We start from the raw sequence: 22,370 nt of genomic DNA, 5'->3' as shown, positions 1-22,370 counted from the left end.
CGTTTAACCGCACGAGGTCGCGATGAAGCGGATCAAGGTGCTGGTGGTCGATGATTCGGCTATCGTGCGAAAGATCTTTTCCCAGGAGCTTTCAAAGCACGAGGACATCGAGGTCGTGGGGACCGCACCGGACCCTTATGTGGCGCGCGACAAGATCGTGAAACTGAAGCCCGACGTGATCACCCTCGACGTGGAAATGCCGCGCATGGACGGCCTCACGTTCCTCCGAAAGCTCATGAAGTACCATCCAACGCCCACCATTATCGTCAGCTCTCTCACACCGAGAAACAGTGAACTGGCGCTGGAGGCCATGGAATGCGGCGCCGTGGAAGTGCTCGCCAAACCCGGAGGATCCTACTCGGTCGGCGACATGAGCATCCAGCTGGTTCAGAAGATTCGTGCCGCCTCACGGGTCCGCATGCTTCAAAAATCCACGCCGCCCATCGCAGCCCCCGCCGCTCCGAGACCCCTGGAACCCGTCCGCTCGGATGCCCTGAAGCGCACCACACACAAGGTGATCGCACTGGGCGCGTCCACCGGGGGAACGGAAGCCCTCAAAGTGGTTCTCACCCAGATGCCTGCGAACAGCCCGGGCATCGTGGTGGTTCAGCACATGCCTCCTCGGTTCACCACCGCCTTCGCCCAGAGGCTCGACGGCCTCTGCCAAATCGACGTGCGAGAAGCCGCCGACGGGGATTCGGTCCGCCCGGGTCTGGCCCTCATCGCGCCGGGAAACTACCACCTGGTGCTGAAACGGAGCGGCGCCCGTTATTACGTTGAAGTGAAGGAAGGCCCGCTGGTCTGCCATCAGCGTCCTTCCGTGGACGTCCTGTTCCACTCGGTGGCTCGTTACGCGGGAGCCAACGCCGTCGGAGCGATCCTCACCGGGATGGGCCGCGACGGTGCGGCGGGGATGCTCGAGATGCGCCGGGCGGGAGCTCGGACCATAGCGCAGGACGAAGACAGCTGCGTGGTCTTCGGCATGCCGAAGGAAGCCATAGAGGCGGGAGCTGTAGAATACGTGGTATCTTTATTTGATATACCTCGAACCATCCTCAAGGTGCTCGAGGAAGAAGAGAACGCCGGCCGATGATTGCTCAGAGGCGGCCCGCCTCCGGGAACCCGGAGGGGCCGCCCATGGACGCGTTGCCGGGGCGGGAGGAGTCAGGCGGTGGAACACAAAGACATGACCGTTCTCGTAGTGGACGATTTTGCGACAATGCGCCGCATAATCCGAAACATCCTCCGGGAACTGGACTTCAAGGACATCGTGGAAGCGGAAAACGGGACGGCAGCGGTCAGGATCCTTGAGTCTCAAAAAGTAGACCTGGTCATCTCCGACTGGAACATGCCGAAAATGACCGGCCTCGAACTGCTGAAATGGGTCCGGGCCAACGAAAAGGCCAGGGACATCCCGTTTCTCATGGTCACCGCCGAAGCGCAGAAGGAAAACATCGTGGAAGCTATCAAGGCCGGGGTGAACAATTACATCGTCAAGCCTTTCACCGCCGCTGTCCTTTCAGAAAAGCTAGAAAAGATCCTGCCGAAAGGCTGATCGGACGCCCGTTTCCAAGGGGAAGCCTTGCGGCAGACGTTCGAAACCGTCGTGAGAAAGGGGGAGTCCACGTGACGCCGGATCAGGATCTTTTGTCACTGAAACACGCAGCGGGCAAGCTGGGCGGTGAACTGGAGCGCCGCTCGGGGCGGGACGGCTCGGAGTGGGTACGCCTTCGTTTCCCCGCAGACCCGGAAACCCGACAGCAATTGAAACGGCTTCTTTCGCTCGGAGACCCCGAAGCCGTTCTGGAGCGCCCGTTCGACGCACTGGAGCCTGGAACGGAAGAGGTCCTTCGTGCCATCAAGGAATTCATGCGGACCCTGGCGGCCAGGGAAATGGGCCGCGCCCAGGAAATTCTCCTCAGCCTCTCCCAAGACAAAAAACGCGGCCTCTACCAAGAAATCGGCACCCTCGCCCGGGAACTCCACGATTCCCTCAGAAACTTCCTGACCACCCTCGACCCCACCCTCAAGGAGATCGTCGAAGACCGCATCCCGGATTCAGGCCACCGCCTGGAACACATCATCGAACTCACCGAAAACGCCGCCAACACCACCCTTGACCATGTGGAAACCCTCCAGAAACGTAACGACACGCTCCGGGAAAAACTGGCCGAACTCCGGCGGCAGGTGCTGGCTTTGCACGCCTTCGGCGATCCCGCCCGTGAAAAGCTGGAGCAAATGGAGCAACTGCTGGCGGCTATGGATGCTTCCGCCGCCCGGACACGGAATGACCTCATCACCCTGCTGACGGCCCAGGACTATCAAGACATCACCGGTCAGATCATCCTGAAGATCATCACCCTGCTGCGCGAGATGGAAAGCAAGCTGGTGCATCTGATCACCAGTTTCGGAGTCAGGCCCAACCGGCCCCGGAAGATCCCGGAAGAGCAGCTCCACGGTCCCACCCACAAGAGCCGGGAAGCGGCCCTTCGTTCGCAGAACGACGTGGACGCGATGCTCGCCGAGTTCGGTTTCTAGCCCGCCCCCCTCCCCCGTCCCGGTCCGTCAAATCGGACTGGTCATCGGACCGAAGATACACTACAAATAAGAAAGACCGACGGAACACACGCTCACCGCAGGCGGATGTGAGGGAGAAAGGGCGGCGGGTTCCAAACCATCGGGACAAGGGGGGGCACCATGGCAGAGAGCGTCTACAAGATCATCGAACTGGTGGGAACAAGCGAAGTGTCGTGGGAAGATGCAGCCAAGAAAGCCGTCGAAACGGCCGGTAAGACCCTGAGGGACCTTCGGATCGCCGAAATCACCAAGCTGGACATGAAAATCGAAAACGGTAAGGTGATGGCCTACCGCGCCCGCGTCAACGTCTCCTTCAAGTACCAGGGCGAGTAGAGGCCGCGCAGGAGTCGGTCTGAAAACGGAGTCAATCGACCGCCGCCCTTCCCCTTCATTCACGCATCATTCACGAGCGAAAACCACGGCACAAGTTCCGGGACCCGGGTGCGCGTGACGAGGAGACAGGCATGGCCGAGCGCAAAGTGAGAATCCTGATGGGTCGGTTCGGGCACGGCTACGAAGCTGCACTGATGCGCCTGGCGAGCGCTTTCAGCGAAGCGGGCTTTGAAGTGATCTACACCGAATCGGAAGATCCCGAAGCCATCGTGAGCGCCGCCATCCAGGAATCGGTGGATCACATCGGCATCACCACGCTTCCGGAAGCGCGGCTGGAACATTTCGAAGAAATGTTCCGCCTCCTCCGCCGCGAGGGCATGGAACAGATCACCGTAACCGCCGGCGGCTTCCTCGAAGAAGACGACATCCCGCGGCTCAAAGCCATGGGAGTGGTTGAGTTTTTCCCGAAAGGGACGACTCACAAGGAACTGATCCAATGGGCGAAGGAACACATTCGGCCCATTGAAAACTGAGGCGCCGGGAAACCCTATTCGTGTGAGGCCGAAGGAGCCCGTGCAGGCCGAGGTGGGGGAAAACTTGCAAAGGTTCCGAAGCTTTGTTATTTTCTTCGCGGGGGATTTGGAGCAGGGCAGATGGTCGCCGGCCCCGGCTGGTCCGGGGCGGGAGGAAAGTCCGGGCTCCATAGGGCAGGGTGCTGGGTAACGCCCAGTCTCGGCGACGAGCAGGAAAGTGCCACAGAAAGCAAACCGCCGAGCGCTAAACCGGGCTCTGGATGCCGCCCGCATCGGACAGGGTTCGGGAAAGGACTCGGTAAGGGTGAAACGGTGAGGTAAGAGCTCACCAGTCCCGATGGCGACATCGGGAGCTAGGCAAACCCCACCCGGAGCAAGGCCAAGTAGGAGAGCGTTTGAGAGTGGCCCGCTCGAAGCTCTCGGGTCGGCCGCTTGAGCCCGCCGGAAACGGCGGGCCTAGAGGAATGACCATCGCCTCCGCCACAGGCGGAGGAACAGAACCCGGCTTACAACTGCTCCAGATTCCCCTTTCCCACGCCCGAAGACGCCCTGGGCCTGCAGCGTTTCGGCCGCCCCATCGAGCGGCGTCGCGCGGGCGGTTCGTTTTTCGCCGCTACATCCTGTTCGCACCGGCAAGGAGTACGGGCCCTGAACGATTCCACCTGCTTTGAAAAGGCTTCGCACTCCCGCGATGCCTGGGCCGTGGTCCCGGCGGCGGGCCGCGGCGTCAGGATGGGGCTGAATCGACCGAAGCAGTTCGCAGACCTGGGCGGGAAGCCTCTGCTGGTCCACACCTTGGAAGCCCTGGCGAAGGCCGGGTTTCTTTCCCGGATTCTCGTGGTGGTTCCCCCGGAACTTCAAGGGCGGGTCCACCGCGATGTGCTTGCCTTCATGAACGCGCGGATTCCCATGGAGTGGGTGGCCGGGGGCGCCGAACGCCAGGAAAGTGTTTTTAACGCGCTGGAAAGAATCCCAGAAGAGGTGACATGGGTGCTGGTCCACGACGGGGTCCGGCCCTTTCCGACGGTCCCGCTCATGTACCGCGTCTGGGAAGCGGCAAGAGCTTTCGGAGCGGCCGTCTGCGGCATTCCCGCGACCGATACGGTCAAGCGCGCAACATCGGGGTTGGTCCGGGAGACTCTTCCGCGGGACGAAATCTGGCTGATCCAGACCCCACAGATCTTTCGGCGCGACGTGCTGGTCCGCGCCTTCCGCAAGGCGGTTCGGGAAGGATTCCAAGCCACCGACGACGCAGCTTTGGTGGAACGGCTCGGTCACCCCGTGGCCGTGGTTCCCGGGGACCCGCACAACATCAAGATCACCCGGCCGGAAGACCTGCAATGGGCCCGCAACCACCTGGCACGGAAACCGGTGGCGATAGCATGAGAATCGGGTTCGGTTACGACGTGCACTCCCTTGTCGAAGGGCGCCCACTGATCCTTGGGGGAGTCACCATCGAGTGGCCCCGCGGACTCCTCGGCCATTCGGACGCGGACGTCCTGGTCCACGCCGCCTGCGACGCGCTTCTCGGAGCGGCGGCCCTGGGCGATATCGGACGCCACTTTCCGGATACGGACCCGCGCTACCAGGGAATCTCAAGCCTGGCGCTCCTCAGGGAAACCGCCCGGTTGGTTCGCGATCGGCACTACGAAATCGGAAACCTGGACGCCACGGTGGTGTGCGAAAGACCCAGGCTCGCTCCCCATATCCCTCAAATGATCCAAAACCTGGCCGCCGCATCGGATGTCGACCCGGGCCGGATCAACATCAAGGCGACCAGCACGGAAAGACTGGGTTTTGCCGGCAGGGAAGAAGGCATTGCGGCCTACGCCGTGGTTCTGCTTATCAAGGCGGCTCTTTCCTCCGTTGAGAACGATTGAAAGGAGACAGACCCCCCCATGGCGCTTCTCGTCTACAACACGCTCACGCGGCGCAAGGAACCTTTCACCCCCCTGGAACCCGGCACGGTGAAACTCTACGTCTGCGGCGTCACCGTCTACGACCTCTGCCATATCGGACACGCCCGGTCGGCCATCGTGTTCGATGTCATCTACCGGTATCTCAAACATCTGGGCTACCAGGTCACCTACGTCCGCAACTTCACTGACATCGACGACAAGATCATCCGCCGAGCCGGCCAGGAAGGCGTAGATTACCGAACCATCGCCGACCGTTACATCGCTGCCTTCCACGAAGACATGGACGCCCTGGATCTGCTGCGGCCGGACATCGAACCCCTGGCCACGGACAACATCCCCCACATGATCGACATCATCCGGAAGCTCGAGGCGAAGGGGTTCGCCTACAAGGCGGGAGCCGATGTCTACTTCTCGGTGGAACGGTTTCCCGAATATGGGAAGCTCTCCGGCCGGAGCCTGGAAGACATGCTGGCGGGAGCCCGCGTGGAGGTGGACGAACACAAGCGGAACCCCCTGGATTTCGTGCTGTGGAAAGCCAGCAAGCCCGGCGAACCTTCATGGGACAGCCCCTGGGGGCCGGGGCGTCCGGGATGGCACATCGAATGTTCCGCCATGGGCTCCCGCTACCTCGGCCCCACCTTCGATATTCACGGAGGAGGCAAGGACCTTATCTTCCCCCACCACGAAAATGAAATCGCCCAGAGCGAGGCCGCTCACGGGGTGCCTTTCGTCCGCTACTGGATCCACAATGGGTTCGTGAACATCAACAACGAGAAGATGTCCAAATCGTTGGGAAATTTCTTCACGATCCGCGACATCCTGAAGAAGGTTCACCCGGAAACCCTGAGGCTCTTCGTGATCGCCAAACATTACCGGAGCCCCGTGGACTTTTCCGACGAGACGATCCTGGAAGCGGAACGCGCTCTGGAAAGGCTTTACGGAACTCTGGAAGCCGTAAAGGACCGGGTGCCTCCGGCGGCGGGACTCAAGGCCGACGACAAGACGCTTTCAGGCCTGGACCGGGATCTCTTCGAAAAAACGCTGGAAGTCCCCGCGCTCTTCAGAGAAGCCATGGACAACGACTTCAATACCGCCCAGGCGCTCGGCCACCTCTTCGAACTCCAGCGGCACCTACAGCGCTTCCTGGACGGTTTCGGCAAGAAGAAGCTGAAAGGACCCGCGATCGTCCTGGCCGGCAAGGCCGCGGATACATTGAAGGAACACGCCGGCATTCTGGGGCTCCTGCAGCGGGACCCGCAGGAATTTTTCCTGGAACAGCGCCGCCTCAAGGTGGTTCACACCGGCTTGGATGAAGCGATCATCGAATCCCTCATCGCCCGGCGCGAAGAAGCGAGAAAGGCAAAACATTTCGAGGAATCGGACCGCATCCGCGAGGAACTGGCGGCAAAGGGCGTGCAGCTGGAAGACACGCCGTACGGAACCCGCTGGAAGGTCAAGAACTGAAGCGGCCCGGAGGGGCTTGCGACCCCCTCCGGCCGGTTCCCGCCTTTAGAACTTGCCCCAAAACAAGCTCATAAAAATCGGGCCTTGATGAGGTTTCCTTTTCCTGTAGGAGCGGCGCCCTCGCCGCGATTTGGATCGCCGGCAAGCCGGCTCCTACAGGCGATCGGTCCGGTTTTCCGCTATCGGTAGGAGCGGGCTTGCCCGCGACCCGTAAAACCGGTAATGCCCCATTGACCCTGGTCGCCGGCAAGTAGGGGCGCAGCGGCGCTGCGCCCCTACAGGGGATTGGCCCGGTTTTTCATAAAGGCGCCTGCCCGGTGTTCCGTTATCGGTAGGAGCGGGCTTGCCCGCGATGCAAACTCGGGCCCGCCCGCCTTGCAAAACGGCGGTGAAACCACCTATAATGACCACTAAACGCAAACCACGCCGACGGCGCGCGGAAAACCGATGACCCGGGAGGGCTGCTCATGGAATACGCGGAATTTGTGCAAGCGAACGAAGTTTATATCAAGAGCGATCGAACCCAGGGAAACATGGTGGTTCTCAAGGAATCGGAAGAATCGAGCCGGTATTTTCTCATGTTCGTGGGAGAAAGCGAGATCACCGCCATCGCCAAGGAAAAAGGGCTGGTCGAACCCAAGCGGCCCCTCACCCACGACCTCTACCTGTCGATGTTGAAACGCGCCGGCGTAGTCATCCAGCGGATCGAAATCCACGACATGATCGAAAACACCTATTACGCCAGGGTGATCGCCGAAATCGGCGGCGAGGAGGTGGTGTTCGACAGTCGTCCCAGTGACGCCGTAGCCCTGGCACTTCACGAAAAATGCCCGATCCTGGTCAACCAGCGGCTGCTCCGGCGCGAACTCACCCCCGAAGAAATCAAAGAATACGAAGAAATCGTGAAAACCATCAAGTTCTGATGTCGGCGCCGCGCCGAACTTTCAGCACCTCCATGATGGTCAGATGTTCGACCAGCGTCTCCCGGATTTCCTTGTTGGTCCTACGTGAAAAGGACAGAAATTGGGTCCGCACCACTGGATCGTAGATCTTTTCCGCCGTTTCGCTGATGAACGGGTTGTCCAGAATGTAGGCGATCCCAATAGGATGACGATCCTTCGCATGAGGACCGCGTAGGCCTCTTCATCGCGAAGCAAGTTGGGAGGCACGTTGCGGAGCCAATGAAGTAGATTCGAGATATACGGGCATCGATCCCTCAGTCGTCACACCGAAAGGATACGACGTTCGACATGGACGTAACCTTGACCGTGGCCCTGGCCCAAGTGGAAGGAAGCAGCGACCCGGCCCGGAACCTCGAAACCGCCCGAAACCACGCTCAAACCGCCGCCCGAAACGGCGCCCGCCTCCTCGTTTTTCCTGAAATGTTCATGGGCCTTCCAGCCCCCGACCGTCCCCCCGTCCATATCATCCGAAACGCCCGGGTAGACTTCTTCGCCGAACTGGCCGCCATCGCCCGAACGGCGGAGATCGCCGTCGCCGCCGGCGGCTGGGAACCGTCTCCGGACCCAAGTCGGGTCTTCAATACCGCCGTCGTCTTGAGCCCCCGGGGCGATGTGCTCGCCCGGTACCGCAAGCTCCACCTCTTCGACGCCCTCAGCCTCCGCGAATCCGACACCATGGCCCCGGGTGACGATCTTCCTCCCGTTCTGTCCATCGACGGCCTCCGCGTGGGGGTGGCCATCTGCTACGACCTGCGCTTTCCCGAAATCTTCCGCTGCCTCGCCGACCGCGGCGCGGAACTCGCCCTCGTCCCCTCCGCCTGGCACCAGGGCTCCATGAAGGAAGACCACTGGCTCACGCTGCTTCGAGCCCGCGCCATCGAAAACACCTTCTACGTGGCGGGGTGCAACCTCATCGGGCGTGCGTTCTGCGGGCGGACCACCATCTTCGACCCCTTCGGAATCCCTGTGGCCTCCGCCACCGAAGGCGAAGATGTTCTCATCGTCCGCATCTCGGCCGAACGCGTCCGCTCCGTCCGCGAAAAACTCCCGTCGCTTCAAAACCGCCGAAAGGACCTCCTCTGACCCCGCATCGCCCTTACCCCTCCGTACCCATGCCGCCGGGACACCCGCTCCTTGTACGATTGCCCTGCCCTGTAATCACTTACATGTTGACAAACACCGAAATCGTTGACATGGTTACCGACATCAAAACGGGGAGGGTTTTTCTGGACCATTTGATCCAGAAGCACCTGGATCATGCCGACATTGTGGAGGAGACTGAGATGGATTTTGAGCTTCCCGAGGAATTGCGTATTCTGAGACAGGAAGTGCGTAAGTTCGCGCTGCGAGAGATGGCCCCCATAGCCCAGGAATGTGACAGAGAAGAGCATTATCCCAGGGAAGTATGGAAGAAGGCCTGTGAACAGGGCCTGGTAGGAGCATGGATTCCCGAAGCGTATGGCGGCCCTGGAGGAGGTTTCCTCGCCAATGCCCTCATTGCGGAGGAAATGTGCCGGATCGATATGGGTCTGGCTCTGTGCATCGGGGCCGCTACATTCGGCTCAGAGAATATTTTACTTTATGGGTCCGAAGAGCAAAAGCAAACATATCTGCCACGCTTGGTGAATGGGGAAATTATATTCGCCGGTGCTTACACGGAGCCCAATGCAGGTACCGATGTGGCCGGCATCAAAACCAGAGCGGTGCTAGATGGTGATCATTTTGTGCTCAATGGCAGCAAAATGTTCATCACCAATGGAACCATCTGCGACTATATGGTTGTTTTTTGTGTAACCAATCCTGACGCTCCTCGGCACGAACGATTCAGCCTGCTTATTGTGGATGCCGGTACTCCTGGTATAACCCGTACCAAAATCAAGGGTAAGATGGGAATACGGGCGAGCGACACGGCGGAATTGGCCTTCGAGGATGTGCGGGTCCCGGTGGAAAACCTTGTTGGAAAACAAGGCAGGGGCTTTTATCAGCTCATGGATTTTTTCAATACCACCCGCACCATGGTGGCGGCCCAGGGCGTAGGGCTGGCGCAAGGAGCGTTGGACAAGGCAGTTCAGTATGTTCAGGAGCGCCATGCGTTTGGACAACCTCTTGCCGGCTTTCAGGCGGTACAGACACAGTTGGCTGAGATGGCCACGCGCATTGAGCTGACGAGGCACCTCACCTATAAAGCCGCATGGCAGGTAGACCTTGGCAAAATCGATCCGAAATTAAGCGCCATGGCGAAATATTATTCAGGAGAAATGGCCGTTTGGGTTGTCGACAAGGCGGTTCAGCTCCACGGAGGCTATGGCTATATAGACGAGTATGATGTACAGCGGTTTTACCGAGATGCCAAGATACTTGAGATCTACGAAGGGACTAAGGAAGCAGAGAAATTAACTATCGCCAAGGGACTGCTCAAAGAGTACGCCAGGCAGACTTGATCTCGGCGAACGTTGAACAGATGACAGTGGCATATGAAGATCCTATTCTGAAGAAGGTATCTAAAATATGCCAGTGTGAGTCGTAGTGACTTCTTCAATGAAAGGAAAGACTGTAAGTTCTACCGTCCTGCAGTTTGGGCACGAGTTAAGTGCTTGGTGGGTGATAAAGGGAGCCCCAAACAGGAGATGCACATAGTCAAACCCTTAGGGCCTGTCCGAAAACAACCTCGGGAAAGTCGGACCGTGATGAGGTTCTTTGTTCCTGCAGGAGCGGCCTTGGCCGTGATCGGGGTCGCTGGCAAGTAGGGGCGCAGTGCCGCTGCGCCCCTACAGCGCATGAGTCGCTCCTAAAGTGCCGTTCGCAAACCCGCCCCTACGCGAAAGAATGGACACCCAATCCCCAGAACGGTGAAGGGTATTCTCAGACAACCTATTGATATGTCATATGAATTTTGCCGAAGATCGGGTTTGACCGAACGGGAAAAGCCGAGGGCTTCCGGGCATATCATCGTATCGACAAGGGTGCAGATCTTTTGAAACGAAAGTGTGAAGGAGTCAGCAGGAAATCGAGCTGATGCGCCTGCTGTTTCAAGGCCATCTGGATGTACCTTGGATGTCGTTCTCAAAGATCTGCGCCCTATCGACAATGCAGAAGTTGCCGAAAATATCGGTCGTTATGACCGATTGATAAGAATGGAGAGGACCTGCTAACGATAATCTTTCTTGTCCAGGCCGTACAGTCTCATTTTTCTGTATAGTGTCCTTGGGTTTAGACCCGAATGCTTCACAACATCGCTTATTCTCCCACGATAGGTTTTCAGTGCGCGATCGATGTAATCCCGCTCCAGTGCCGCAACCTGCTCAGGGAGAGGAGGATTGAGAGACAGTTCAGGGTAGCTGAGAGGTTTCTCACTCTCAGGAACAGGGTCGATATGAAACTTTTGTATCAGGGTGCCTGGAGTCATGATGAGAGTTCGCTCTACGGTGTTGACCAACTCCCTTACATTACCGGGCCAGTCGTGAGAGGACAGCTGCCTCATTGCTTCAGAACTGATTTCCACGGGGGGGCGTTGCATTTGGTTTGCGTAATAGTCCAGATAGTGACGAACGAGTAACGGGATGTCTTCTCTTCTTTCCCTTAGCGGCGGTAGGTGAATGGGCACTACATTCAAACGGTAATACAGATCCCGGCGAAACCTGCCTTCACTCACCAGCGTGAGCAGGCCCTCGTTGCATGCTGCGATAATCCGCACGTCCACCACGATCGGGGCCTCCCCTCCCAGACGCTGCACGGTCTTCTCCTGAATCGCCCGCAGCAGCTTTTTCTGCATCGATGGAGACGCATTGGTGATTTCATCGAGAAAAACCGTTCCCCCGTCCGCCAGTTCAAAGCAGCCCCTCTTGGCGGCATACGCTCCAGTAAAAGCCCCCTTTTCGTGACCGAAGAGCTCGGATTCAAGCAATGTCTCAGAAAACAGGCCACAGTCAATGGTGAGCAACGGCCTGCTATTACGAGCGCTTCTTGCATGGATCGCTCTGGCCACCAACTCCTTGCCGGTACCGGTTTCGCCGTGCAGGAGAATGGTGGATTCCAAGGGAGCAACCGTCTCTATCATCCTAAAAATGTGTTGCATTGCTGCGCTCTTACCCAGTAGCGCATCAAAACGGTACCCTTTCTCGATCCCTTTCGACAGGCAGACTATACGCTCCTGCAGGGAACGATTCTCATCTCGCAGGGATAACTGCTCGCTGATTCTGTGCAGTATCAGCCGGACATGTTCAAAATCGAGAGGTTTGACCAGGAAATCGTGAGCGCCCGCTTTCATTGCTTCAATCGCAGTCTGTACACTGGCATAGCCCGTGATAACCACTACTTTGATGTGCGGATAGTCCGCGGAGATCTTTTCTACAATCTCCTGGCCGGAGAGCCCGGGCATTCTCAGATCGGTTATCACTACGTGGCAGTCTTGTTGCGCCAGCATCTGCAATCCGACTGATCCTTCGGCGGCAAGCAATACCTCGTAACCCCATTTTGCGAGCCGCAATTTGAATGTTTGCAGGATCGTCCTTTCGTCGTCAATGACAAGCACCTTCAGCTTCATCTCTGCTTACCCATAAATCTTCGAAGAGGCTTAGCGATTACCGACCCAGAGTCGATAAGAAACGCAAAATATCCTTGCGGCTGAAAGGCTTCCGAATAACAGGCACCGTAGCAGCCGTGGAGGTGGCCGTGATATCCAGTTCCGAAACGCCCGACATGAATGCAAAACGAGAAAGCATTTCAGGATATTTTGCCTTGATCCTTTGGTACAACTCAATACCGTCCATGGACGGCATTCTGACATCGACCAACATTACATCATAGGCTTTATTCTCGATCTTTTCCATCGCCTGTCGGCCATTGGATGCGATGTCCACCTCGCATCCGAGACTCTTGAGGTATTTGGAGAGAATACGGCAAAGATTCTGTTCATCATCGACCACAAGTACTGTTGATGGAATCCATGCAAGCTCATGGCAAGATGTATCCGGGAAACTGCTTGAATGCGCCGTCGGAAGCCGCGCGATGAACCGAGCTCCCCCAACTGTTGCGGTATCCAGCCATACGCTTCCACCGTGCCTTTGTATAATTCCATAGGTGATCGACAGCCCAAGGCCGGTTCCCTTGCCTGGCGGCTTGGTTGTAAAGAATGGATCGAATATTCTGGATTGATGCTCTTCTTTGATGCCGGGTCCGTTATCATTGACTTCCATGACCACCCATTCATCTTCCCTCATGGTTCGAAACGAAATGCAGTCTCCGGTCCCCGATTGAACGATGGCATCCGCGGCATTCTGAATGAAGTTCACAACGACTTGTTTCATCAGTGTTTCACCGATACTTATTTGCGGAATGTCCGGCTCCAGTTCGATGATGACGCGAACACCCATGGTTTTCAGCTCATTGATGCGAAGCCCCACGATACTTCTGATTATGTTGTTCAAATCACAGCAGTCCTCACTTATGGGGGAATTTTGGGTTACCTCCAGCAAGTTACGTATGATATCGCGGGCTCTTCCGGCCTCTTCTACAATGATGTGAGAGATTTCCCGCAAGTCGCCGTCGAGCTGCACGTCCTGTGTGAGATACTCGGCACAGCCGAGCACGCTGGTCAGCGGATTGTTTATTTCATGAGCCACGCCGGAAATAAGAAGACTCATTGTGTTGATCTTTTCCGCCTGTATCCTTGTACTCAGGAGCTCCGACTCCAATCGCACCTTTTCCGTTACATCATTGAAGGTCAGAACCCTCCCCTTGATGTGCATGTCCGGCGACTTGAGCGGACCGGACAGTACCTCGAAAAAGAACTTCTTCCCGGTGTCATTGCGGAGAATCATTCTCGATTGGCCGAAGACCGCTTCTCGCTGGTAGTCTGCAGACGCGTCTTCCCACAAGGCATTTGCCGGGTGCATGCCGAGCTCCATAAGGGTCTTGCCGATAACGCATTTCTTGTCGACTCCGGCACCTTCTAGGTAGTACTGCATCTTGGGATTCACGAAAAGTATCCTGTTATCTGCATCAAGATAAATGATCCCCATCGGAACTGAATCGATGACACTTTTGTTGAATTGCTCGGTTCTCTTTAAAAGCTCCCTGATCCTGTTGACTTCTCGCTCGAGTCGCGCTGAGTATTCCTGCTCTCTGACAAGCATCAGCTCCCTGAGTTTTACCTGCTCAGAGATGTCCATGATTTCCATTACCAGCAATACAACGGTGCCGGAATCATCCTTGATCGGGTTAATGTTGACGAAGTAGGTCCCGGAAACCTCCTGGCTGAAGGATAGGTCGATCTCGATGCCGCACCCACGACCGTCCTTTGCGTTCCTGATGGAATCGCGAAGCAGATTTCTTCCCTTTCGTTGCTTTCCGAAATGGCTTATGTCGCAGATAAACCGGCCTCGGACTTCGTCCATGTTCAAGTTGGCGGCTTTCAGGAAAGCCCGGTTACACGAGATGATCCTTCCATCCGGATCGCTCTTGATAACCATGGCGGCCATGGAATCGATCCACATCTGGGTTTCGAGGCGCTCTTTCTTCAGCTCAAGCTCGATGCCCTTGAGGTCGGAAATGATCTTCCCTTCAGGAATCAGCGCAACAATCTTTCCTGACGGGTCGTAGAGCGGAGAAATGGAGAAGAGCACCGGCACCGGATTCCCCTCAGCTCCCCGTATGAAATCTTCGACGACCGATGATTCTCCACGCAGCCCCCTGGCGATCATGTCCCGTGTGGTTTGTTTTGCGTCTTCCGTGGCGCTCCTCCACGGTGATCGTTCGAAAAGCTCTCCCTGGATCTCATCGAGGGTTGTACCGACTTGCCTGAGCGCCTCTCGATTGGCATAGACAATCTCTCCCTCCGTGTCGATCACCCAGGCCATGGTGTTCAGTTGATCGAAGGCCAATCCGAGCATGGCCAAGAGATCGGGAAGGTGTTTTCTGCGCTCGATCAAGGCGTAATCGTTCGATCCCATAGGTGCCTCCACAACAAAGGATCCAGCATCTTCTTTTGTGCGCGCCGAACCGCGCGACCGTGAGCAGGAGCCAACGACATTCCTCTCAAAAAAAGGAGACGGCCTCCTTTCGGCGCGATACATTAATTCATTTTTACCTGCCAAGTAGCACTTTGGTCAACCGTCTATCCAAGATGGAGTGCACTATGCGGTATGTGCCTCTCCACGATACCGATGCCGAATACCCATTTCTGTCTGCTCCCATCCAACCCAATGGCCGGCATTTACGGGACGAATTGTGTCTGCGTCATGCGTCGCCCCATTCACTGGGATTATAATAGTCCCCAGAAACTGGACAGAGTAATACTCATCTTTTGATACACTTTTCCTGCAATAACAGCATGATACGGGTACACAAATAGAGCGTGACACTACCAGATATCGCTTTAGCGATTAGGGATCCCTGATGGTGGCTGGCATGGCAACGCCGACACCCTGAAAAACCTGTCCGCCCATGATGATTGGATCCTCATTTTATGATAAATTATTTTATAGTATGGAGGGTGCGAAAGGAAGTGAGTGGTGATGGATGAAGATTACAGGAGCTCTCATTGGATGATCACGGGCAGGGGGGTTGGTGATGCCCGTGTGGTCTCGGAGTGGAGGGGAACGTAGCGACTCGGAACGGAGAGACCCCACGGGGGTGCAGCTAGCGGCAGTCTCTAGGCCTGATCCGGACGTTCCGGCGAAAACGCAACGAAGGGTATTCTCAGCGCAGTACAAGAAGAAGATCCTGTGGAGCAGGCGGAGGCTTGCAAGGAGAGACCTGGCGCTGTGGGGGCCTCGTTGAGACGTGAGGGATTGTGCGCCTCGCATCTTGCCAGTTGGCGCAGGCGACGTGAAAAGGCTGAACGGGATGGCCTGGCGCCTAAGCGGCGCGGTATGAAGGCCAAGCCGGTCAATCCTCTTGCAAGGAAACTCAGGGAGCTGGAGACCGAAGACAGACGTCTAAAAAGGCGGTTGGAAAGGGCTGAGACGATCATCGCGTTTCAAAAAAACTCTCAGAGATGCTGGGGATCCCGCTGGATCAAAGGGAATACGACGGCAGCATCGACATGCTGACCCCCGAGGTGGTCCATTACGGGCTGGCAGAGCAGGTCATCGAAGCCCGCCAGAGCGTGCTTGATCCGGCTTATAAGGTTGAACCCCCCAACCTTACGATTCAAGGAGGCATGATGATTTCTGGGGTCAATACTGAAGAGCTTCAATTTGCGGATCTAAGCGACTATGTCAAGCACACTGCGGAACGCTGCTTTGGCATAGATCTCATGGAATTACCTCTGGGAGTATTGCTGATTGACTGTGAGGGAAAGTTTCGGCTGGTTAATCATCCGGCAGCCAGAATCCTGGGCAAGGACCCTCAACAACTGGTTGGCAGCAGCATTGTGCCCTATCTGCCGAAAAATCACGTGGACGCCGTCTTAAATAAGGGGGCGCCGCGCTATGATCTGCTGTTGGAAATAAGAACGGCTACCATCCGAGTGAGCAGTTTTCCCGTCTACCGGCACGGCAGAACGGCGGGCGTGTTGGAGATTTGGCTGGAAACAACTGAGATAATGGAGCTAAGCAGTAAATTGCAGAAGGCAATGGACCGCATCAACCTTCTGGAAAATATCCTGGATACGACCTTTGAAGAGCTTGGGGTTGCAGATGTCGAGGGCCGATTGGTTTACGTAAACAAGAAATCGGCAGACCGGATTGGATTGCCCCGGGAGGAGCTGGAGGGAAAGGATGTCGACAGTGTCCTTAGGGGATGTCTGCTCAACAAGGTGGCGAGCACCGGACATTCCGAGTTCGCCGCTGTTCCGAGAAGAGGAAAAGCCGAGAGCATCCCCGTGGAAGTGACGCCGCTTTACCGGGACGGGAGCCTCTCGGGGGCCGTCTGCAAAAGCGTCTTCAATGATATGTCACATGCCGAAGTATTCCTTCAGAGGTTCCCAATACTTAGAATCAAGAGCGGAACGAAAACCGCCCGCTCGGCGGTTGATTCAAGCCGCACCCCATTCACCTTTGCCGATATCATCGGTCAATCTCCGGCTCTTGAGCGGGTCATCGAAAAAGCCAGGAGGGCCGCTTCATCTTCGGTCAGGGTGTTGATTACGGGAGAAAGTGGTACCGGCAAAGAGCTGTTTGCCCATGCCATCCACACCGCCAGCGATCGCTCAGCATCGCCTTTTGTGCGGCTGAATTGCGCGGGAATTCCGGAAACTCTGCTGGAATCGGAATTGTTCGGCTATGAGGAGGGTGCTTTCAGTGGTGCCCGCAAGGGAGGAAAGCCCGGTAAATTCGAATTGGCTGACCGAGGCACCCTGCTGTTAGATGAGGTGGGGGACATGAGCATCGGAATGCAGTCGAAGCTGCTTCGCATTTTGCAGGAGGGAGAGTACCAACGGGTAGGGGGAGTTGAAACGCTGTTTGCCGATGTGCGCATCATTGCGGCGACGAATAGAGATCTTGCACAATTGGTGCGGAAAGGACTTTTCCGAGAGGATCTTTTCTATAGGCTGGATGTTGTTGCACTAAGCCTTCCGGCTCTTCGCGAGCGGGAAGGCGATGTACCTATGTTAGCAAACGCATTCTTACAGGAATTTTCATCGCTTTTGGGCAAACCTGGAATACGGCTTGATGAAAACGTGCTGGAGATTCTGAGCAGCTATCCCTGGCCGGGAAATGTGAGGGAGCTGAGGAACGCGCTGGAGTCAGCGTGTTGCCTATGTAAGAACCAGACCATCTCGGTTATCGATCTCCCGTACAAAATCCAGGCCTGGGCCACCGGTAGATCGCAGCGGGTTGCTGACCTGGCGGATTGTTCCATACGACGCATTGAAAAAAGGGCTATCGAAGAGACCCTCCAACTCTGCAGCGGAAACAAGCGCAAAGCCGCTTCCCTGTTGGGTATTTCACGTTCGTCGCTCTATCGCAGACTTCGAGAATATGAGACCCAGGGGAGGATCAGCCAGGCAGGCTCCTGGCCCTCTTAGCCGAGTCCGACCATCTCAGAAAGGAACATGTCCCAAGATGGTACACCCGTCTTGGGTTTTTTTTGGCAAACGACAAATCCAGGCGATGTGCTCGTGTGCCCTTGGCAAAACGTTTCAAAATGACACATCACCCCCCTCGCTCCTTACCGGGAGACCTCTAAATCAGCGTCCATCGCACCTCTCCAAGCGCTGGCATAGCATTTGCTCCAAAGAACTACACTTCACGTGCTAGCAGCTTTTCCAAAAACAAACTCATGAAAGTCGGGCACTGACGCTCTTTGTTCCTGTAGGAGGCGCCTTGGCCGTGATCGGAATCCGTCGGCAAGCCGGCTCCTACAAAAGAGCCGTGAAACCGGCTCTAGAATACGCTCCAAGACGATAACTTTAAACCGCCCGAGGAGGAAGCGGCATGGATTTGAACTTCATGGAAGAAGAGCATTACTTGTTGCGAGAATCCGTACGAAAGTTTGCCGACAATGAAATTGCACCCCTTGCCGAGGAAATCGATCGCGCTGATGAAATGCCTGAGGATCTGTTCGCCAAGATGGGCCGGCTTGGAATCCTGGGCATCACCATACCTGAGGAATTCGGAGGAGCGGGGTTCGATTTGCTGGCGGGGGTCATTGCAGGCGAAGAGCTGGCGCGGGTCAGTCCGGCCGTTTCTCTGTCATATGGGGCCCACAGCAACCTCTGTGCACACAATCTGTATCGTAATGGAACGGCTGAACAGCGCAGCAAATACCTCCCCTCCCTATGCACCGGTGAACACATTGGAGCGCTGGCACTCACCGAGCCGGATGCCGGCTCCGACGCTGTTTCTATCAGGACCCGTGCCGTTAAAAAGGGTAACGAGTACATATTGAACGGATCCAAAACCTTCATTACCAACGGGCCAATCGCCAATACTCTGATCGTCTACGCAAAAACCGATCCCCAGGGCGGAGCGAAGGGGATCAGCGCATTCATTGTTGAAAGAGATTTTCCCGGTTTTGCCGTAGCGCGAAAGTTAGAAAAGATGGGCATGCGCGGCTCACCAACGGGAGAGTTGTTCTTCGAAGATTGCAGGGTGCCGGCGGAAAACCTTCTGGGCAAGGAACACCTGGGCATCGATGTAATGATGTCTGGTCTTGATATGGAACGAGCGTTCTTCTCTGGACTTGCCTTGGGTCTTGCACAGGCCGCCTTCGAGCATTCCGTAAAATACGCCAAGGAACGCGTTCAATTTGGTCGTCCCATTGCCAGCTTTCAGCTGATTCAGGCCAAACTGGCCGATATGTACACCCAGATCGAGGCAGCGCGTCTTTACTGCTATCAGGTGGCACGCGCGGCCCAATCTGCCGAGCGCGGCGGTAAGGGAACCACGATCCACAAAAGGGCGGCCTCTGCCCTGCTGTTTACCGCTGAAATGTGTAACTGGGTAGCCTCTGAGGCGGTTCAAATCCATGGCGGCTACGGCTATATGTTGGAATACCCCGTGCAGCGCCTGATGCGGGATGCCAAGCTGATGACCATCGGCGCCGGCACCTCGGAGATCCGAAGACTCGTCATTGCTCGTGAAATTTTGAGCCAGGCCTAGCGACTCTTGCAGTCATAACGCGTTTATCCTCGTGCGGAGTTTTGTATTGCATCAACTGAGCCTCACTAAGCCCCAAAGCCAGCCCCGAATGCTTCCAGACCGGCCTGCGCCGCAATCATTAGCGGATTCGGCGCTTATCAGAAAACACCCTCTAACGCGCCGGCTGTTGGAGATGAATACTCAAATACACGCCCTCAGGCAACTCACCTATCATATAGCCAGGCTCTTGAACAAAGGCTTGTATGCTACCAGAGAGATTACAATGGAGAACCCATATGCAAGTCGATTGGCCAGAGAGATACCTGATGCCTGTTTGCAGCTGTTCGGCGGGATTGGATATATAGCCGAATCTCCAATAACACAATATTATATGGATTTGCACATACTTCCCACAGGCGCCGGAGCTGATGAGGTTATGGTTGACTATCTGGCTGAAACGGAAGGCTGTTAAGAAATAAAAAAGGGGGCGTGATATGTCCATTGTCTTGGGGAAGTATTTTGAAGAATTTAGAGAAGGCCAAGACTTTCACACACTTGGAAGAACGGTGACTGAGGCTGATATTGTCAACTTCAGTTGTTTTAGTGGTGACTTCAACCCGTTGCATACTGACGCTGAATTTGCTGCAAAACAGCCATTCGGTGGGAGAATCGCCCATGGTATGTGCGGACTTTCCATAGCTTCCGGGCTCTTTGTCAGGTTGAATCTATTGGAGGGGTCGATCGTGGCTTTCATGGGCATTAAAGACTGGCATTTTAAGGCTCCAATCATGCTCGGAGATACCATACATGTCCATGCTCGAGTCGCGAAGAAAATCCAAACCAGTAAACCGGACAGGGGCATTGTTGAATTTTATCTAGCTGTTTTAAATCAAAAGGATATTGTAGTTATGGATGGCAACTTTGAAATCATGATGCTCAAAAAGCAAAAATGAGGAGTGATTTATGGCAAAAACAATAGTAACAGCAGCAATTACCGGTTCTATTCATACACCGAGTATGAGCCCCTATCTTCCCATTACTCCGGATCAAATTGCCGATGATGCGGTCAGGGCTTATGAAGCCGGGGCTGCAATGGTTCATATCCATGTGCGTGATCCAAAGACCGGTCGGCCCAGTCAAGATTTAAATGTTATAGGCGAGGTATTACGCAAGATAAAAAGCAGATGCAATGTGGTTGTAAATACTACTACCGGAGCCGGTCTGGGGATGACCGCCGAGGAAAGGTTAAGGGCGATACCTACTTTTAAGCCCGAACTGGCGTCATTCAATGCCGGCTCCGTGAACTTCGCCCTTTTCGACATACCCGATAGGATGGGGATACGGGAATGGAAATATGACTGGGAAAAGCCGTATCTGGAATCGACCAGAGATTTCATTTTTGCTAACACATTCAAGACGATGGAAGAATTTGCTCGAACATTTGAGGAAAATGGCACCAAACCCGAAATGGAAATATATGATTCAGCCATGATCAACAATGCCGCCTACCTGGTAAGTAAAGGACTTATTAAGAAACCGGTTTACTTGCAATTTGTAATGGGGATAATGGGCGGTATACCGCCTTCTGCAAAAAACCTAATATTCTTGTATGAAACAGCCAGGCAGAATTTCGGCAACGACTTTATTTGGTCGGTGTGCGCCGCCGGGCGACATCAGCTTCCTATGTGCGCCGTTGCACTTAGCATGGGAGGCAATGTGAGGGTGGGCATGGAAGACAGCCTGTATGCCGGCAAGGGGGTAATGGCGAAGAGCAATGCGGACCAAGTGGAGAAAATTGTGCGCATTGCTAAGGAATTGAGCATTGATATCGCTACTCCGGATGATGCCAGGCAGATACTTGGCCTAAAAGGGATCGATAAGGTAACTTACTAAAGTAAAGAAGGAGAAATATTTATGAACAAAAAGGTAGCCATAGTTGAGGTGGCAATGACTTGCGGCGCTGAATCCCCGGAGAACTACCTGACCCAGGTCTACTCGGTCTGCAGGGAGGTCATAGAAAAGGCGGGATTAAAAAGGAACCAGGTGGGTACCGTAGTGAGTGCCTCCTCGGATGTGTTCCACGGGGGAATATCTTGTGCAAATGCGTATTACTGGGATTCAGGGGCGGCATTTTTAAAGAACGGCTCAAGACAAGACGCTGAGTCCCTGTTTGCCTTTCACTATGGAGTCATGCGTATACTTTCCGGGCATTACAATACCGCCCTTGTCCTCGGGGTATGCAAGGGTTCTGAAAACCCAGAAAACGACACGATTACTCACTTTTTCACCGACCCTTTCTACCAGAGGCAGTTGGGTCTTAATGAAACCTACGCTGCAGCCCTGCAGATGAGGGCTTACATGGATGCCCACGGTGTGACAGAGGAGCAGTGCGCGAAAGTTGCAGCCAAAAATCTCAACAACGGGCTGAGCAATCCCTATGCCCATCGCAGAAAAAAAGTGTCTGTAGAGGACGTAATGAATTCAGATCCTGTAATGGACCCTCTAAAGGAGATGGAATGCGCGCCGAAGTCGGAAGGCATGATAGCGCTGCTCCTGGCTGAAGAAGATACAGCCAAGAAGCTCACGAGCAAGCCGGTCTGGTTCAAAGGATACGGATCTGCGATGGACACGTTTTATCTGGGGGACAGGGATCTTCTGAACGGTACGCTGGAAAAGGCGGCCAAGGCGGCCTACAAAATGGCTGGCATATCTGATCCCAGGAAAGATCTGGATGTGGTGGAACTCTGTGAGCCGTACGCATTCCAGGAGCTTCTCTGGTATGAAGGCCTGGGATTGTGCGGCAGAGGCGAAGGTGCAAGGCTTCTGGAAAGCGGGTATACGGACTTTAACGGCCCTCTGCCGGTCAACCCTTCGGGAGGTGTCCTATCCATGAATCCTTATGTATCAAGAGGTCTCTACCGGTTAGCTGAGGTAGTCCTTCAGATAAAAGGGGCGGCAGGAGAAAGGCAGCTGGACAAGAAAGTCAACACCGGCCTGGCTCACGGTACCCACGGCTTTGCGGGTCAGTGCCATGCTGTAGCCATTCTTGGAAATTAA

19 protein-coding genes and 1 other RNA gene are annotated in these 22,370 nt (G+C 55.5%); 18 read left to right on the top strand and 2 right to left on the bottom strand.

Features of this window, described 5'->3' with window-relative positions:
- Positions 1-22: 22 nt before the first annotated feature.
- The 12 genes from FDQ92_RS12570 to FDQ92_RS12515 all read left to right on the top strand — a co-directional run bounded on the left by FDQ92_RS12570 (position 23) and on the right by FDQ92_RS12515 (position 10,229).
- On the top strand, positions 23-1,093 hold the full coding sequence (locus FDQ92_RS12570; protein WP_137425213.1) for a protein-glutamate methylesterase/protein-glutamine glutaminase: 1,071 nt from the start codon (positions 23-25) through the stop codon (positions 1,091-1,093).
- 93 nt (positions 1,094-1,186) lie between these two features.
- Positions 1,187-1,555: a chemotaxis response regulator CheY gene (locus FDQ92_RS12565; RefSeq protein ID WP_137425834.1), complete on the top strand. Its 369-nt coding sequence runs from the start codon at positions 1,187-1,189 to the stop codon at positions 1,553-1,555.
- Positions 1,556-1,626: 71 nt separating this feature from the next.
- Positions 1,627-2,538: a protein phosphatase CheZ gene (locus tag FDQ92_RS12560; protein WP_137425212.1), complete on the top strand. Its 912-nt coding sequence runs from the start codon at positions 1,627-1,629 to the stop codon at positions 2,536-2,538.
- 159 nt (positions 2,539-2,697) lie between these two features.
- Positions 2,698-2,910, top strand: coding sequence for a dodecin family protein (locus FDQ92_RS12555; RefSeq protein WP_137425211.1), 213 nt, complete (start codon positions 2,698-2,700; stop codon positions 2,908-2,910).
- A gap of 131 nt (positions 2,911-3,041) precedes the next feature.
- Positions 3,042-3,443, top strand: a complete 402-nt coding sequence (locus FDQ92_RS12550; RefSeq protein WP_137425210.1) for a cobalamin B12-binding domain-containing protein — start codon at positions 3,042-3,044, stop codon at positions 3,441-3,443.
- A 108-nt stretch (positions 3,444-3,551) separates the two neighbouring features.
- Positions 3,552-3,966: RNase P RNA component class A (gene rnpB / locus FDQ92_RS12545), an RNA gene on the top strand.
- A gap of 209 nt (positions 3,967-4,175) precedes the next feature.
- A complete protein-coding gene (gene ispD, locus FDQ92_RS12540) occupies positions 4,176-4,829 on the top strand; it encodes a 2-C-methyl-D-erythritol 4-phosphate cytidylyltransferase (protein WP_137425209.1) in 654 nt (217 codons plus the stop codon).
- Positions 4,826-5,323, top strand: coding sequence for a 2-C-methyl-D-erythritol 2,4-cyclodiphosphate synthase (gene ispF, locus FDQ92_RS12535; protein ID WP_137425208.1), 498 nt, complete (start codon positions 4,826-4,828; stop codon positions 5,321-5,323). Before ispD ends, ispF begins: the two co-directional genes overlap by 4 nt.
- Before the next feature lie 18 nt (positions 5,324-5,341).
- A complete protein-coding gene (cysS, locus tag FDQ92_RS12530; RefSeq protein WP_137425207.1) occupies positions 5,342-6,826 on the top strand; it encodes a cysteine--tRNA ligase in 1,485 nt (494 codons plus the stop codon).
- Positions 6,827-7,293: 467 nt separating this feature from the next.
- Positions 7,294-7,749 carry a bifunctional nuclease family protein gene (locus FDQ92_RS12525; protein WP_137425206.1) on the top strand — a complete coding sequence of 152 codons (456 nt, stop codon included), beginning with the start codon at positions 7,294-7,296 and terminating at the stop codon, positions 7,747-7,749.
- Between the two features lie 327 nt (positions 7,750-8,076).
- Positions 8,077-8,871 carry a carbon-nitrogen hydrolase family protein gene (locus FDQ92_RS12520; RefSeq protein WP_137425205.1) on the top strand — a complete coding sequence of 265 codons (795 nt, stop codon included), beginning with the start codon at positions 8,077-8,079 and terminating at the stop codon, positions 8,869-8,871.
- Between the two features lie 200 nt (positions 8,872-9,071).
- A complete protein-coding gene (locus FDQ92_RS12515; protein WP_137425833.1) occupies positions 9,072-10,229 on the top strand; it encodes an acyl-CoA dehydrogenase family protein in 1,158 nt (385 codons plus the stop codon).
- Positions 10,230-10,936: 707 nt separating this feature from the next.
- Here the strand turns inward: FDQ92_RS12515 and FDQ92_RS12510 are convergent.
- Together FDQ92_RS12510 and FDQ92_RS12505 are read right to left on the bottom strand one after the other, a co-directional pair.
- Positions 10,937-12,331 carry a sigma-54-dependent transcriptional regulator gene (locus tag FDQ92_RS12510; protein ID WP_137425204.1) on the bottom strand — a complete coding sequence of 465 codons (1,395 nt, stop codon included), beginning with the start codon at positions 12,329-12,331 and terminating at the stop codon, positions 10,937-10,939.
- 37 nt (positions 12,332-12,368) lie between these two features.
- The gene (locus FDQ92_RS12505; RefSeq protein ID WP_170180343.1) at positions 12,369-14,738 is read right to left on the bottom strand and encodes a PAS domain-containing hybrid sensor histidine kinase/response regulator; all 2,370 of its coding nucleotides are present in this window, start codon (positions 14,736-14,738) and stop codon (positions 12,369-12,371) included.
- A 1,046-nt stretch (positions 14,739-15,784) separates the two neighbouring features.
- Here FDQ92_RS12505 and FDQ92_RS12500 point away from each other — a divergent pair.
- The 6 genes from FDQ92_RS12500 to FDQ92_RS12475 all read left to right on the top strand — a co-directional run bounded on the left by FDQ92_RS12500 (position 15,785) and on the right by FDQ92_RS12475 (position 22,370).
- Positions 15,785-17,758 carry a sigma 54-interacting transcriptional regulator gene (locus FDQ92_RS12500; RefSeq protein ID WP_137425202.1) on the top strand — a complete coding sequence of 658 codons (1,974 nt, stop codon included), beginning with the start codon at positions 15,785-15,787 and terminating at the stop codon, positions 17,756-17,758.
- A 409-nt stretch (positions 17,759-18,167) separates the two neighbouring features.
- Positions 18,168-19,334 (top strand): acyl-CoA dehydrogenase family protein, encoded by a 1,167-nt coding sequence (locus tag FDQ92_RS12495; RefSeq protein ID WP_137425201.1) that lies wholly within the window; start codon positions 18,168-18,170, stop codon positions 19,332-19,334.
- 88 nt (positions 19,335-19,422) lie between these two features.
- Positions 19,423-19,785, top strand: a complete 363-nt coding sequence (locus FDQ92_RS16530; protein WP_425457276.1) for an acyl-CoA dehydrogenase family protein — start codon at positions 19,423-19,425, stop codon at positions 19,783-19,785.
- Positions 19,786-19,807: 22 nt separating this feature from the next.
- Entirely contained in the window at positions 19,808-20,266 is a 459-nt protein-coding gene (locus tag FDQ92_RS12485) for a MaoC/PaaZ C-terminal domain-containing protein (RefSeq protein ID WP_137425199.1), read from the top strand.
- A gap of 10 nt (positions 20,267-20,276) precedes the next feature.
- On the top strand, positions 20,277-21,206 hold the full coding sequence (kce, locus tag FDQ92_RS12480) for a 3,5-dioxohexanoate:acetyl-CoA acetone transferase (RefSeq protein WP_137425198.1): 930 nt from the start codon (positions 20,277-20,279) through the stop codon (positions 21,204-21,206).
- 21 nt (positions 21,207-21,227) lie between these two features.
- Positions 21,228-22,370, top strand: coding sequence for a thiolase family protein (locus tag FDQ92_RS12475; RefSeq protein WP_137425197.1), 1,143 nt, complete (start codon positions 21,228-21,230; stop codon positions 22,368-22,370).

It is taken from the genome of Desulfoglaeba alkanexedens ALDC (genome assembly GCF_005377625.1).
Taxonomy (GTDB): Bacteria; Desulfobacterota; Syntrophobacteria; order Syntrophobacterales; family DSM-9756; genus Desulfoglaeba; species Desulfoglaeba alkanexedens.
Note: the sequence above shows the minus strand (reverse complement) of the source record. Positions and strands in the feature narration are given on the sequence as shown.

Coding starts and splice junctions, on each gene's coding strand:
- FDQ92_RS12570 (WP_137425213.1), top strand. CDS start 23: ATGAAGCGGATCAAGGTGCTGGTGGTCGATGATTCGGCTATCGTGCGA.
- FDQ92_RS12565 (WP_137425834.1), top strand. CDS start 1,187: ATGACCGTTCTCGTAGTGGACGATTTTGCGACAATGCGCCGCATAATC.
- FDQ92_RS12555 (WP_137425211.1), top strand. CDS start 2,698: ATGGCAGAGAGCGTCTACAAGATCATCGAACTGGTGGGAACAAGCGAA.
- FDQ92_RS12550 (WP_137425210.1), top strand. CDS start 3,042: ATGGCCGAGCGCAAAGTGAGAATCCTGATGGGTCGGTTCGGGCACGGC.
- ispD (WP_137425209.1), top strand. CDS start 4,176: ATGGGGCTGAATCGACCGAAGCAGTTCGCAGACCTGGGCGGGAAGCCT.
- ispF (WP_137425208.1), top strand. CDS start 4,826: ATGAGAATCGGGTTCGGTTACGACGTGCACTCCCTTGTCGAAGGGCGC.
- cysS (WP_137425207.1), top strand. CDS start 5,342: ATGGCGCTTCTCGTCTACAACACGCTCACGCGGCGCAAGGAACCTTTC.
- FDQ92_RS12525 (WP_137425206.1), top strand. CDS start 7,294: ATGGAATACGCGGAATTTGTGCAAGCGAACGAAGTTTATATCAAGAGC.
- FDQ92_RS12520 (WP_137425205.1), top strand. CDS start 8,077: ATGGACGTAACCTTGACCGTGGCCCTGGCCCAAGTGGAAGGAAGCAGC.
- FDQ92_RS12515 (WP_137425833.1), top strand. CDS start 9,072: ATGGATTTTGAGCTTCCCGAGGAATTGCGTATTCTGAGACAGGAAGTG.
- FDQ92_RS12510 (WP_137425204.1), bottom strand. CDS start 12,331: ATGAAGCTGAAGGTGCTTGTCATTGACGACGAAAGGACGATCCTGCAA.
- FDQ92_RS12505 (WP_170180343.1), bottom strand. CDS start 14,738: ATGGGATCGAACGATTACGCCTTGATCGAGCGCAGAAAACACCTTCCC.
- FDQ92_RS12500 (WP_137425202.1), top strand. CDS start 15,785: ATGCTGGGGATCCCGCTGGATCAAAGGGAATACGACGGCAGCATCGAC.
- FDQ92_RS12495 (WP_137425201.1), top strand. CDS start 18,168: ATGGATTTGAACTTCATGGAAGAAGAGCATTACTTGTTGCGAGAATCC.
- FDQ92_RS16530 (WP_425457276.1), top strand. CDS start 19,423: ATGCTTCCAGACCGGCCTGCGCCGCAATCATTAGCGGATTCGGCGCTT.
- FDQ92_RS12485 (WP_137425199.1), top strand. CDS start 19,808: ATGTCCATTGTCTTGGGGAAGTATTTTGAAGAATTTAGAGAAGGCCAA.
- kce (WP_137425198.1), top strand. CDS start 20,277: ATGGCAAAAACAATAGTAACAGCAGCAATTACCGGTTCTATTCATACA.
- FDQ92_RS12475 (WP_137425197.1), top strand. CDS start 21,228: ATGAACAAAAAGGTAGCCATAGTTGAGGTGGCAATGACTTGCGGCGCT.